We start from the raw sequence: 11,830 nt of genomic DNA on the forward strand, positions 1-11,830 counted from the left end.
TACGACAAGCACAAGGGGAAGAGCTCATAAAGGCCGCCGGCGGAGCATCTCTTCGCTCATTCTCCGCCCCCGTGCCAGATCGTTCTGAACAGCGAAAGGAGCTTCTTATGGCCCGTACTCATTTGAGAAAACGCATCCTTCTGCCCCTGCTGGTCCTCTCCCTGACCACAGGCGTCTTTCTGGCTGTCCAACTGGCAGAGGCGGACCAGGACCGCTGGGACCTGAGCCCGGAGGTGCAGGCTGACCTCCTGGCCCGCTACCCCAAGGAGATTGCCCTGGTCGAGGAGCTCTGGGACATCCAAGTGGACCGCATCGACGAGAGCACCCGGGAGGCCATCACCCACACCGCCAACCACCACCTCGGTCCCTCCTATCGGTTCTCCGAACTGATGACCGAAATTTCTCTGGCCAAGCGTGGCTTTTGGAGCATGAAGAGATGAAGGGAACACACATTACCCCCCGGCAGGTCCGCACCGCGCTGGCGGCGGTCTTTCTCCTGCTCCTTCTCCTCTTCCTCTCCCTCTTTCAGTGGTATCAGAGGGCCGACACCCGCCTGGAGGACATCGCCGCTCAAAACGGGTGGGACTGTCTGGGGGCGGCAGACCGGCTGGCTACCCATCTGAAGCGGGGAACTTATGACTACATGACCATCGACGCCATCGCCCGCTTTGACGAGACGGCTCAGCACGCGCAGCAGCCCACATGGGGCCAGCTGGGCGAAGTGCTGGTGGAGCTGGAAAATGAGATCGCCTTTACCGCCATCCCACCCAGGGAGATGCAGAAGATCACCGCCTATCTGAATGGGCTCACCGGCCCCCCCACATCAGAGGAGGTGCTGAAGATCTCCACCATCATTCGCCTGAACACCTATGACGCATATTTAGAGGCCCGGGAATGACTGCCCCGCCGGGAGCCGGTGATATTCTGCCAGGCGAATCGCGCCGCTCCTGGATATCTGTGCCCACAGTCTCCCATTGGAATGAACGGATCTGAAACCAGAGGCCCCAGCCCGTGTGCAGTACGGACTGGGGCCTCTGGTCATCTCCATTACAGGGAAGGATCGGCTGTCTGCCAGGAATACGCCGCTTATTTTCTCAGCACGTCCTGGGCGATGAGGATGAAGCGCTCAGCGAAGTGGGACAGATACCGGTCCCGGCGGTAGCCCACCACCAGCCGGCTCAGGGTGGAGGGGTCGGCCAGGGGGAACAGGTCTACATCCTCCGGGGCGGGCTTGACCCCCGGCAGGTGGATGGTCCGCAGGAACAGCTGGGGACAGATGACGATGCCCATCCCCTCCCGGGCCATAGCCAGGGTGGTGACCGTGTTCTCCGTCTCCAGGATGATCTTGGGCTTGAAGTAGCACCGGCTCAGGTACTGGTCTACGATGCCCCGCACCCGGTTGCCCCGCTTGAGCAGGATGAAGGGCATCTGCCGGAAGGCGGTGATATCCGCCCCCTGGGCGTACTGGGCCCGCATCTCCTCCGCCCGGGGACCGAACACCTGGTCGGTGAAGACCTTGGGCACCACCATGATGAGCCGGTCCTCTGTCAGGGGGACGGTCTCCACCCCCTCCAGCATGATGGGGTGGAAGGCGATGACCAGATCCACCCGGCCGTGGGCCAGCTCGTCCTCCAGCTCGGAGGAGTTGCCTTCGAACATGGAGAACTCCACCATGGGGAATTCTCTGCGGAACTGGGGCAGGATCTCAGGCAGCACCGCCAAGCCGCAGGTGTAGGAGATCCCCACCCGCAGCACCCCCATATAGTGCCGGTTGATATCCCCCACCTTGTTGAGGTACTGGCTGTGCAGATCCAGGATCTGGGTGGCCGTGTCCACCAGCAGGTCTCCGGCATAGGTCAGCGCCAGCTTGGGGGAGCGGGTGAACAGCTTCACATTCAGCTCCCGCTCCATGTTGCTGATGTGGTTGCTCAACGACTGCTGGGAGATATACAGCCGCTCGGCAGCCCGGGTGATGTTCAGCTCCTCCGCCACCATGAGGAAATACTTCAGATGTAAAAAATTCACGTGTCTACCTCCAAAAGCCGCTCCTTCCGCCCTTCGGTTCCGGGCGCCCCTCTGTTCCATTCTCTTCCTGCAAGTATTCTATCACAGTTGAACGACTGTGGCAACCCTCAGGAAAAATGTGATGTCCCTGTTTAGTCTGTCATGCTATAATCATGATAACTGGAAGATTTTCTGCCTATTTTACCAATGCCGGGCGGAAACGGGCATCTTCCGACCTGAGTCGCCAAAGAGCCCCAATATGAAGAAGAAAGGAAGATTTCCCATGAAATGTCTGATCATTGATGCCGTCCACAGTGCCATCGCCGAGGAGCTGGGCAAGTATATGCAGGTGGACACCCACATGCTCCCCACCCAGGAGGAGCTGGTCAAGCTCATCCCGGACTACGATGTGCTCATCATGCGCGTGGACCCCAAGATCACCAAGGAGATCATTGACGCCGCCGCCAACCTGAAGGTCATCGGCGTGTGCTCCGTGGGCCTGAACCACGTGGACATGGACGCCTGCAAGGCAAAGGGCGTGCAGGTCTTCAACGCTCCCGGCCTGAACGCCAACGCCGTGGCCGAGCTGACCTTCTCCAAGATGCTGGATCTGTCCCGCCACACCATCCCCGCCAACTACGACGTGAAGGTGAACAAGACCTGGGACAAGTATAAATTCGTGGGCCGCGAGCTGCGGGGCAAGACCCTGGGCATCCTGGGCTTCGGCCGCATCGGCCAGCGCGTTGGCGAACTGGGCCGTGCCTTCAAGATGAACATCGTGGCCTATGACCCCTACCTGCCCGCCCACGTGTTCGAGGAGCAGCAGGCCACCAGCATGGGCATCGACGAGCTGCTGAAGGTCTCCGACTTCGTCACCATCCACATGCCCCTCACCCCCGAGACCAAGGATCTGTTCAACGCCAAGTCTCTGGCCGAGATGAAGGATGACGCCGTGGTCCTCAACATGGCCCGGGGCGGCATCGTCAATGAGCAGGACATGTACGAGGCCCTGAAGGCCGGCAAGATCGGCGGCTATGCCTCCGACGTTATGGAGAACGAGCTGGCCGGCGGCGGCCTGACCGAGGGTGCCGGCTTTGACTCCCCCCTGTTCGAGTGCGAGAACTTCCTGGTCTCCCCCCACCTGGGCGCCCAGAGCACCGACGCCTCCCGCGACATCGGTGCCCACATCATCGCCAAGGTGAAGGAAGCCCTGAATCTGGGCTGAGCTCCATCTGGCAAACTGTAAGTAAAAAACGTCCCGGCATCCTGATTGGATGCCGGGACGTTTTTATCCCTGATGTCCGGCGCAGCCCTGGCCGCCAGCCCCGTGGGAATGGCCGCAGGAGTGGCCCTCCCCCTCTCCGTGGCCGCCGCACTGATGGGCTCCGTCCCCCTCGTGGTGGTGGCTGCACACTGTATCCGGGTCATAGGCCAATCGGCCTGCCAGCAGGTCGGCCACCGCCTGGTCCGCCGCCCCCGATACGCCGGGATAGAGCTGGATCTCCGCCTGGGCCAGGGCTGTTCTGGCCCCGCCGCCGATGCCGCCGCAGATCAGCGTCTGGACGCCCCGCTCACGCAGGAATCCAGCCAGCGCCCCGTGGCCGCTGCCGGCGGTGTCCACCACCTGGCTGGCAGTCACCGCTCCGTCTTCCACCTCATAGATCTTGAATCGCTCCGTGTGCCCAAAATGCTGAAAGACCTGTCCATTCTCATATGTCACTGCTATTTTCATGTTCTGTCCCTCCTGTTTCATCCTGTTCTGTTCCACTCCAGACCGTCCCGGGCAGCGGCCCTCCTCCCGGCAGGTCAGGCGGCCGTTTTCGCACCGGCCCCCTCCCCCGCCCCGGTGGCGGCAGCGCCGTCCGCAGCAGTGCTCCGCCTGACCGCACAGGGCGTAAGTGCCCCCCTGGACCGTCAGGGGCCTGCCCTCCGCCAGCATGCAGGCCAGCTTCTCCCGGGCAGAGNGCGGCCCTCCTCCCGGCAGGTCAGGCGGCCGTTTTCGCACCGGCCCCCTCCCCCGCCCCGGTGGCGGCAGCGCCGTCCGCAGCAGTGCTCCGCCTGACCGCACAGGTCGTAAGTGCCCCCCTGGACCGTCAGGGGCCTGCCCTCCGCCAGCATGCAGGCCAGCTTCTCCCGGGCAGAGTCGTAGATGGCCTGCACCGTGGTCCGGGCCACATTCATCTGGGCAGCACACTCCTCCTGAGTCAGCCCCAGCAGGTCGATGAGCCGCACCGCCTCATATTCGTCCACTGTCACCTCGATCACTGGGCCGCCTGGCCCTCCTTCAGGCCGGAACGCCCCCACAGGAGGCAGCCCGCATACCCTTCTCCGCTTTACCGGCCGCGCCATGGGACCGCCCCCTCTCTTTCCCCTTTAGTATAGCTCCATTTTCGTCATATGTCAATAATATTTTGACTGAAGCTTTTGTACCGCGGCATGTTTGGGGCAGAGGGGCACGTGTCATGACTGGGCAAGTAAGACGGTCTATGCATTCCAGGCCAGGCGCTGCAACTCGGCGAGCCGGTCCTACAGTCCGCCCCCCGCAGGGCCCAGCGGGTCCGACGCTCTCTCTTACAAGGGCAGTCTCCAGGGCTCTCTTCCCAGACACATTCCTTCCTGGGTTCAGCTGCCGGATGTCCTTCCCCACTCCAGGGCGATCCGCTCTTACTTTTTCCAAAAAACTCCTCTAAGACCCGCGCTGGGACAAAAAGAAAAAGGGCCAAAGGCCCTTTTTTCCTGAGACTGTCGAAAAAGCGGCTTTGCCACTTTTTTGAGAAAGCAGCAGCCTGCCGCGCGCGGGATTGGTCCGCCGCAAGCGGACAAACCCCACACTTGCAGCCTGAGAAGTGTTTTCCCCGACGCACATGCCGCCGGCGAAAACAGATCACAACTGGATTCGCGCCTGCGGGCGCGAACTCTGCGAGGCTTTTTCCTCTATCGTTATTTCTGCTTTTGCTTGGACTTAAAGCACTCAAAAGCCTCTAGGATGCTCTGCTCCGGGGCGGGGGTCAGCAGGCTGACCATCACGATGGCCACGCAGGCGCACAGAAAAGCGGGCAGCAGCTCATAGATGGCCAGCGCGCCGCCCATAGGAGCCACCAGATACTTCCACACGAAGACCATCACGCCGCCGGTGACCATCCCTGCCAGTGCCCCCCACTTGTTGGACCGCTTCCAAAACAGGGCAAAGAGCACCACCGGCCCGAAGGCGGCGCCGAAGCCCGCCCAGGCGAATGAGACCACCCGGAAGACAGAGCTGTCCGGGTCTCGGGCCAGGAATGCTGCGATCAGGGAGATGACCACCATGGTGCTCCGGGCCACCAGCACGCTCTTCTTTCCGCTGATCTTCAGGTGGAAGAACTCTACCGCCAGGTTCTGGGAGACAGAGGAGGAGGCGGCCAGCAGCTGGGAGTCGGCAGTGGACATGGTGGCGGCCAGGATACCCGCCAAGATCACGCCGGCCAGCAGAGCGGCTGGAACACCGTAGCAGCTGATCAGGTTGGCGATCTGTACGATGATTGTCTCCGCGTCGGACAGCTGCTCCATGGCCCCCGCTTTTGTCATGCCGTTGCCTACCACACCGATAAACACCGCCACGCCCATGGAGATGACTACCCAGGTAGTGGCCACCCGCCGGGAGAGGGCCAGCTTTTTCTCCTCTTCAATCGCCATGAAGCGCAGCAGGATGTGGGGCATGCCGAAGTAGCCCAGGCCCCAGGCCAGCAGGGAGCAGATGGTGAGCAGGCTGTACGGGGCAGAGCCCCCGGTGGCCGGGTCGTGGATGTTGACCAGGGACAGGTAGCCCGCCAGAGAGCGGGCGTTGTCCATCACCGCCTCCATGCCGCCAGCCTGCGCCACGCCGAAGCCCAGCACCACCACCAGGGCCACCGTCATGATAATGGACTGGACCAGGTCGGTAAAGCTGGCCGCCAGGAACCCGCCCATGACCGTGTAGATGACGATGACAGCGGCGCTGATGAGCATGGCGGAAACATAGTTGATGCCGAACAGGGAGGCGAACAGCTTTCCGCAGGCGGAGAAGCCGGAGGCCAGATAGGGCACGAAAAAGATCATGATGACCACGGCGGCGATGGCGGAGAGCAGGTTTCGCTCATCCCCCCAGCGCTTGGAGAAGAATTGGGGCACCGTGATGGCGTCGATCTGGTGGGAGTAGCGGCGGATGCGCCGCGCCACGATGAGCCAGTTCAGATAGGTGCCCACAGCCAGTCCGATGGCGGTCCAGCTGGCCTCCGCCAGGCCGGAGAGGTAGGCCACGCCGGGCAGCCCCATCAGCAGCCAGGAGGACATGTCGCTGGCCTCCGCACTCATGGCGGTGACGAAGGGGCCCAGCTTCCGTCCCCCCAGATAGAAGTCGTCTACGGAGTTGTTGCGTTTGGAGAACCAGACGCCTACGCCCAGCATGGCGATCAGATAGACCGCGATGGCCAGGCAGATGCAGATCTGCGAAATGGTCATAGTATCTCTCCTCATATTCTGTTACCCTCCGGCTCCCCCACACACAAAGCAGGAGCAGGACGGCCGCCGGCAGCGCACGGCGTTTTTTTATTATAGCATGGAGATCTTAAGAACAAAATACAGAACACAGTATAGAATAAATTCTATACTGTGTTCTCTCTATTTCCCATTTTTCTCTTTTATACTGCGGGATTTCAGCCGTACACTTTCTAAAATCATCCTTTAGATATTTTGTACAAAATTCTTTTGACTTGTCCGAAATCCTCCCAAAAACATGGGCATCATGATCCTGCCGTACTGGAGCAGGGAGTAGTCCCCCCCGGACAGGCACCAGTCGTAGATGAGGGCCCGCTCGCACAGGGCGTAGACCCGCACCATCTCATTTACCGTCACATCTCCCCTCAGCTCTCCCCGCTGCTGCCCCTGAAGGACGATCTGCCGCAGCAGCTTGTAATATGTGCGGTTGTGGTCCAGCAGATGCTTGTCCCCCCGGGTGACCAGCTGGGAGGAGTACAGCCGGGCCAGCAGGTCCAGGGAGATGGAGTTTTCGATCATGGCAAACAGCTCCCGGTTCAGCTCCATCAGCACCTCGAACCGGTCCTTTTCCGGGTCCATGCAGGCCATCAGCTCCTCATACTTCTCATCGAACAGGAATGAGACAGAGGAGAGCAGGGCGTCCTTGCCCTCGAAATAGTGGTAAAAGGAGCCCCGGGAGGTGCCGGATGCCTCGATGATCTCCTCCACCGTTGTATCGTCATAGCCCTGCTGGTAAAACAGCTGCCATGCCGCCTGGATGATGCGCCCCTTGGTATTGCGGGAATTTTTCTTTGCCATCGCGGCTCTCCCCTTTCCGGCCCCTGGCCCCCTCCGCCCCGGAAGCGGCAGACCCTGAGCCTTTGATCTATTATCTCCGATTCCCGCCCATCCGTCAACTGCCGCCCCGCCTCCCCTTTTAACAGTTTACATCCGGGGCGGGCTATGATAAAATAACTTTTATCTCAACAGAGGGAGGGGCGCCCCGTGCCCTATCATTTCTTCCCCATGATCGCCCGGATGCGCTACATCAGCCGCTGGGGCCTGATGCGCAACACCGACCCTGAGAACGTCCAGGAGCACTCCCACATGGTGGCAGTGCTGGCCCATGCCCTGGCCGTCATTGAGAACGAGCGCTTCAGCGGGCAGACCGACCCGGGCGTGGTGGCGGTGGCGGCCCTGTATCACGACGCCAGTGAGATCCTTACCGGCGATATGCCCACCCCCATCAAGTACGACAACCCGGACATCCAGACCGCCTACAAGGCGGTAGAGGCCGTAGCGGAGCAGAAGCTGCTGTCCATGCTGCCCCCCGACCTGCGCCCCGCCTATGACGAGGCCATCACCATCCCGGACCCCCATGTGCGGGACCTGGTAAAGGCGGCGGACAAGCTCTCCGCCTACCTCAAGTGCCTGGAGGAGCTGAAGGCGGGGAACACCGAGTTCCGCAAGGCCAAGGAGCAGACCTACGCCGCGCTCCTTCAGAACCCGCTGCCCGCCCTGCGCTGCTTTATGGAGGAGTTCCTCCCCGGCTTTGAGCTCACTCTGGACGAGCTGAGCTGAGGAGCAGCGCCTGCCTCCGGCCCCGCCGCGCAGCGGCTTTCTCCTCCCCCGTCTCTCCGCATTCCTCAAAATTTACTGTGGAAAGGAAGTCTTCTATGAAGGCCATCGTCACTGTCATCGGCCGGGACAAGGTGGGCATCACTGCCGCCGTCTGCGCCCTGCTGGCCCAGCACAGCATCAACATCCTGGACATCAGCCAGACCGTACTCCAGGAATACTTCACCATGGTCATGCTGGTGGATCTCTCCGCCTGCACCGCCTCCATCGGCGAGATGTCCGACCTGCTGGAGCAGGCGGGCAGGGAACAGGGGCTGTCCATCCGCATCCAGCGGGAGGACATCTTCAACGCCATGCACCGAATCTGAGGGCGGAGGACCGCCGCGGACCGGCCGCCCAGCGCGATCCCCGCGGGGCCACACCGCCTTTTACAGGAGGAAACTATGCTCAATCAACACGAGATCATGCAGACCATCCAGATGATCGACCAGCAGCATCTGGACGTGCGCACCATCACCATGGGCATCTCCCTGCTGTCCTGCGCCCGCAGCGACCCCAGGCAGGCCTGTGACGCCATCTACGACAAGATCACCCGCTGCGCCGAAAATCTGGTGGCCACCGGCGAGGCCATCGAGAAGGAATTCGGCATTCCCATCGTCAACAAGCGCATCTCCGTCACCCCCATCGCCCTGGTGGCCGCTGCGGCGGAGACAGACAACTACGCCCCCTTTGCCGCCGCCCTGGACCGGGCGGCCAAAGCTACCGGCGTCAACTTCATCGGCGGTTTCTCCGCCCTGGTCCAGAAGGGCATGACCGACGCAGACCGGAAGCTCATTGCCTCCATCCCAGAAGCTCTTTCCACCACCGACCTGGTGTGCTCTTCCGTCAACGTGGGCTCCACCAAGGCGGGCATCGACATGGATGCGGTGGCCCTCATGGGCCGCACCATCAAGGAGCTGGCGGAGCGCACCGCGGACCGGGGCGGCTTCGGCTGCGCCAAGCTGGTGGTGTTCTGCAACGCTGTGGAGGACAATCCCTTCATGGCCGGCGCCTTCCACGGCGTGGGCGAGCCGGAGCGGGTCATCAACGTGGGCGTCTCCGGCCCCGGCGTGGTGTACCACGCCCTTCAGAGCGTGAAGGGCCAGCCCTTCGATGTGGTGGCCGAGACCATCAAAAAGACCGCCTTCCGCATCACCCGCATGGGCCAGCTGGTGGCCCAGGAAGCCAGCCGCCGCCTGGACACCCCCTTCGGCATCGTGGACCTTTCCCTGGCCCCCACCCCCGCTGTGGGGGACAGCGTGGCCCGCATCCTGGAGGAGATGGGGCTGGAGGTGTGCGGCACCCACGGCACCACCGCCGCCCTGGCTCTGCTCAACGACGCGGTGAAGAAGGGGGGCGTGATGGCCTCCTCCTCGGTGGGTGGCCTGTCCGGCGCCTTCATCCCCGTCAGCGAGGACGAGGGCATGATCGCCGCTGCCAGCTCCGGGGCCCTCACCCTGGACAAGCTGGAGGCCATGACCTGCGTGTGCTCGGTGGGTCTGGACATGATCGCCGTCCCCGGGGACACCACCGCCGAGACCATCTCCGCCATCATCGCTGACGAGGCAGCCATCGGCATGGTCAACTCCAAGACCACCGCCGTCCGCCTCATCCCCGCCCCCGGCAAACAGGTGGGGGACACGGTGGAGTTCGGCGGCCTGCTGGGCTCCGCCCCGGTACAGCCGGTCCATCCCTTCTCCGCCAAGGCCTTCGTGGACCGGGGCGGCAGAATTCCGGCGCCGATGCAGAGCCTGAAAAACTAAATAAAAAGAATCAGTGGTTAAAAAATTATGGTGAGTTGTCCAGATGACAATTCACCATAATTTTATGCAAATTGCAAGTTGCTTACTAAACTCCTTTGAAAATCAATCGATCACACATGACAGCATTAAGATAACTCCCCCAAAAAAGAGCAGGAAAAGGAGAAAAGAGACCAGCATACAGCCAAGATACCGTCTCCTTTTTCTGCTTTCCTCGGGAGTCTGCTCAACAAAATAAGTACGTATCATCAAAATGGCACTTATTACAAATGCAGGTATTGTGAAGAAAGGGATACAGTAAAATGAGAAGTAAACTCCCCCCCAAAAAATAGGGCAGAAAAAAAGAAAGGAGACCAGCATGTAACCAAGATACCGTCTCCTTTTCTTACTTTGCTCGGGAGCCTGCTCAGCAAAAAAAGTACGTATCATCAAGATGGCACTTACCGCGAATACAGGTATTGTGACGAAAGGGATACAATAACTTAGGATGGTAAATAATTCCATAATAAATTTCATAGGACTCACCCTGCACCCGGCGGAACAGATGTGCAGTTATAGTTTCTGTATTTTTAAAATATTCAGCGGCCTGCCCTTGCTGGGATAGACCGCTGAATATTCCATTGAAGCGAATCCGTTAAGATAAACCTTCTGAAAATTTGTATGACTATGTGTTTGCCATACTGGTTTTGTGCGACCGTTCCGTTCTCTTACATCCCGGCAGCAGTTCTATCTCTTTGACAAGCCAAATTTCAGGATCAGAATAAATCCCAAAATTGCCCAGAAGTCCAAAATATCAAAAAAGATATCCATGATAAAACTGACCCGATAGGCGCGCCAGAGTGTGGATATGATGACTGCGGTGTGGATCAGCACGGCGATCAGGAGTTTTTGCTGGGAGGACTTCGTGCGTGCTTCACCTGGACGCAGATAGACGTACAGAACGATCAGGATATTCAGGGCCAGATAAACGCCCCAGTCCCAGATATGGCTGTCGGAAACTATTGCGCCAAACTGGCAGATGATAAAAAAGAGCAGAAAAAGATTTTTGAAATTGTTTTTTGAGAACATCTGTCCTGCCATACTAAAAACCCCCCTTCGTATCGATCTATCTATTATACCGGCGGAGGGAGTTGAAAGGGAAGAAAAAATCCGGAAATTTTTGTGAAACGTTTTTTTGGCTCATTGGATCGCTTCAGCTGCCTGCTTCAATTCATCCATTGAAATGGTCCCGGTGAGCCGATAGACGGAGTTTCCGGTGGTCCAGAGGATGGTGCGGTCCAGTCCCTTGGAGACAGCGGCGGCCTGCTCGCCGTGGGTGAAGAACTGCTTCACCTGTCCACCCCAAAACATGAGTAGTTTTATCGCCGATACAGAGCCTGAAAAACCAAATAAAAATGCCCCTTCCCGGGCCCTTCCAAATGAAAGGGCCCGGGGGGGCTTAATCAATCTTGGAGAACAGTGTGTTTGGTATCAAAGTAGAGTCGTTCACTAAAATAATTGTATTTTACTTCTAAGATATCCAGGAAATCGGGAGAAGGAAGCCTGTAAGAGACATCTCCAATCAGCATTTTGCTATCGCCGACTAAAACAGTCAGGGTCTCAGCATCGGGGGGGATCGAAACATATTCGCCACTGACAGCACCAAAACCGCCCAGCGCAGAAGAAAACGTGATACGGAAAACCCATGGTTCATCAAAATCGGAATCAGCTTTTTCCAATCTCAGGGAGTTAAAATACCTAGCCAGGCTGTTTCCGTCATTGATTTTAAAGGAATCGGGGAGATCGTTCTGATATTCGAAAATCACTCCAATTTCACATTGTTTGGGAATTAAATCTGCGCTGTCTAAATCAGAAAACTGAGAAAGCTGTTTTCCGGTGAACAAACAGAAGATCAAGAGAAGAAACAGGGTCAAAGGGAAGACGCATTTTTTGATCATATTTTGCACATTCATACCTTA

At 59.1% G+C, this 11,830-nt stretch carries 14 protein-coding genes; 6 read left to right on the forward strand and 8 right to left on the reverse strand.

The features are described from left to right. Positions 1 to 107: 107 nt before the first annotated feature. Positions 108 to 440, forward strand: coding sequence for a hypothetical protein (locus BN1969_RS02930; RefSeq protein ID WP_050622923.1), 333 nt, complete (start codon positions 108 to 110; stop codon positions 438 to 440). Beyond that, a complete protein-coding gene (locus tag BN1969_RS02935; protein WP_050622924.1) occupies positions 437 to 898 on the forward strand; it encodes a hypothetical protein in 462 nt (153 codons plus the stop codon). Before BN1969_RS02930 ends, BN1969_RS02935 begins: the two co-directional genes overlap by 4 nt. A gap of 188 nt (positions 899 to 1,086) precedes the next feature. Here BN1969_RS02935 and BN1969_RS02940 read toward each other — a convergent pair whose 3' ends face one another. Next, positions 1,087 to 2,025 (reverse strand): LysR family transcriptional regulator, encoded by a 939-nt coding sequence (locus BN1969_RS02940; RefSeq protein ID WP_187120325.1) that lies wholly within the window; start codon positions 2,023 to 2,025, stop codon positions 1,087 to 1,089. A 262-nt stretch (positions 2,026 to 2,287) separates the two neighbouring features. Between BN1969_RS02940 and BN1969_RS02945 the strand changes: the two genes are divergently transcribed. After that, positions 2,288 to 3,229: a D-2-hydroxyacid dehydrogenase gene (locus BN1969_RS02945; RefSeq protein ID WP_050622926.1), complete on the forward strand. Its 942-nt coding sequence runs from the start codon at positions 2,288 to 2,290 to the stop codon at positions 3,227 to 3,229. Between the two features lie 63 nt (positions 3,230 to 3,292). Here BN1969_RS02945 and BN1969_RS02950 read toward each other — a convergent pair whose 3' ends face one another. From BN1969_RS02950 to BN1969_RS02965, 4 genes are all read right to left on the reverse strand, one after another. Further along, the gene (locus BN1969_RS02950) at positions 3,293 to 3,943 is read right to left on the reverse strand and encodes a NifB/NifX family molybdenum-iron cluster-binding protein (protein ID WP_187120363.1); all 651 of its coding nucleotides are present in this window, start codon (positions 3,941 to 3,943) and stop codon (positions 3,293 to 3,295) included. After that, entirely contained in the window at positions 3,919 to 4,353 is a 435-nt protein-coding gene (locus tag BN1969_RS02955) for a DUF134 domain-containing protein (RefSeq protein WP_077138683.1), read from the reverse strand. Before BN1969_RS02955 ends, BN1969_RS02950 begins: the two co-directional genes overlap by 25 nt. 591 nt (positions 4,354 to 4,944) lie before the next feature. Then, a complete protein-coding gene (locus BN1969_RS02960) occupies positions 4,945 to 6,480 on the reverse strand; it encodes a sodium/proline symporter (RefSeq protein WP_050622927.1) in 1,536 nt (511 codons plus the stop codon). A 222-nt stretch (positions 6,481 to 6,702) separates the two neighbouring features. Continuing rightward, positions 6,703 to 7,314, reverse strand: a complete 612-nt coding sequence (locus tag BN1969_RS02965; protein ID WP_050622928.1) for a TetR/AcrR family transcriptional regulator — start codon at positions 7,312 to 7,314, stop codon at positions 6,703 to 6,705. 186 nt (positions 7,315 to 7,500) lie between these two features. Between BN1969_RS02965 and yfbR the strand changes: the two genes are divergently transcribed. From yfbR to BN1969_RS02980, 3 genes are all read left to right on the forward strand, one after another. Next, on the forward strand, positions 7,501 to 8,076 hold the full coding sequence (gene yfbR / locus BN1969_RS02970; protein WP_082203480.1) for a 5'-deoxynucleotidase: 576 nt from the start codon (positions 7,501 to 7,503) through the stop codon (positions 8,074 to 8,076). Positions 8,077 to 8,171: 95 nt separating this feature from the next. Then, the gene (locus BN1969_RS02975; protein WP_050622929.1) at positions 8,172 to 8,441 is read left to right on the forward strand and encodes an ACT domain-containing protein; all 270 of its coding nucleotides are present in this window, start codon (positions 8,172 to 8,174) and stop codon (positions 8,439 to 8,441) included. A gap of 75 nt (positions 8,442 to 8,516) precedes the next feature. Next, positions 8,517 to 9,875 (forward strand): PFL family protein, encoded by a 1,359-nt coding sequence (locus BN1969_RS02980; protein WP_050622930.1) that lies wholly within the window; start codon positions 8,517 to 8,519, stop codon positions 9,873 to 9,875. A 723-nt stretch (positions 9,876 to 10,598) separates the two neighbouring features. Here the strand turns inward: BN1969_RS02980 and BN1969_RS02990 are convergent. The 3 genes from BN1969_RS02990 to BN1969_RS02995 form a co-directional block, all read right to left on the reverse strand. Next, positions 10,599 to 10,952 carry a hypothetical protein gene (locus BN1969_RS02990; protein WP_050622932.1) on the reverse strand — a complete coding sequence of 118 codons (354 nt, stop codon included), beginning with the start codon at positions 10,950 to 10,952 and terminating at the stop codon, positions 10,599 to 10,601. Between the two features lie 99 nt (positions 10,953 to 11,051). Beyond that, on the reverse strand, positions 11,052 to 11,204 hold the full coding sequence (locus BN1969_RS17790; RefSeq protein WP_154669720.1) for a hypothetical protein: 153 nt from the start codon (positions 11,202 to 11,204) through the stop codon (positions 11,052 to 11,054). Between the two features lie 110 nt (positions 11,205 to 11,314). Further along, complete coding sequence (locus BN1969_RS02995; protein ID WP_050622933.1) at positions 11,315 to 11,809, reverse strand: hypothetical protein; 495 nt, start codon at positions 11,807 to 11,809, stop codon at positions 11,315 to 11,317. Positions 11,810 to 11,830: the final 21 nt, after the last annotated feature.

Source organism: Clostridium phoceensis, from assembly GCF_001244495.1.
Lineage (GTDB): Bacteria > Bacillota > Clostridia > Oscillospirales > Oscillospiraceae > Lawsonibacter > Lawsonibacter asaccharolyticus.

Bases quoted from the DNA above. Each gene is read 5' to 3' on its own strand.
- BN1969_RS02995 (WP_050622933.1), bottom strand. From the start codon at position 11,809: ATGATCAAAAAATGCGTCTTCCCTTTGACCCTGTTTCTTCTCTTGATC.
- BN1969_RS02930 (WP_050622923.1), top strand. From the start codon at position 108: ATGGCCCGTACTCATTTGAGAAAACGCATCCTTCTGCCCCTGCTGGTC.
- BN1969_RS02975 (WP_050622929.1), top strand. From the start codon at position 8,172: ATGAAGGCCATCGTCACTGTCATCGGCCGGGACAAGGTGGGCATCACT.
- BN1969_RS02950 (WP_187120363.1), bottom strand. From the start codon at position 3,943: ATGCTGGCGGAGGGCAGGCCCCTGACGGTCCAGGGGGGCACTTACGCC.
- BN1969_RS02935 (WP_050622924.1), top strand. From the start codon at position 437: ATGAAGGGAACACACATTACCCCCCGGCAGGTCCGCACCGCGCTGGCG.
- BN1969_RS02980 (WP_050622930.1), top strand. From the start codon at position 8,517: ATGCTCAATCAACACGAGATCATGCAGACCATCCAGATGATCGACCAG.
- BN1969_RS02945 (WP_050622926.1), top strand. From the start codon at position 2,288: ATGAAATGTCTGATCATTGATGCCGTCCACAGTGCCATCGCCGAGGAG.
- BN1969_RS02960 (WP_050622927.1), bottom strand. From the start codon at position 6,480: ATGACCATTTCGCAGATCTGCATCTGCCTGGCCATCGCGGTCTATCTG.
- BN1969_RS02990 (WP_050622932.1), bottom strand. From the start codon at position 10,952: ATGGCAGGACAGATGTTCTCAAAAAACAATTTCAAAAATCTTTTTCTG.
- BN1969_RS02965 (WP_050622928.1), bottom strand. From the start codon at position 7,314: ATGGCAAAGAAAAATTCCCGCAATACCAAGGGGCGCATCATCCAGGCG.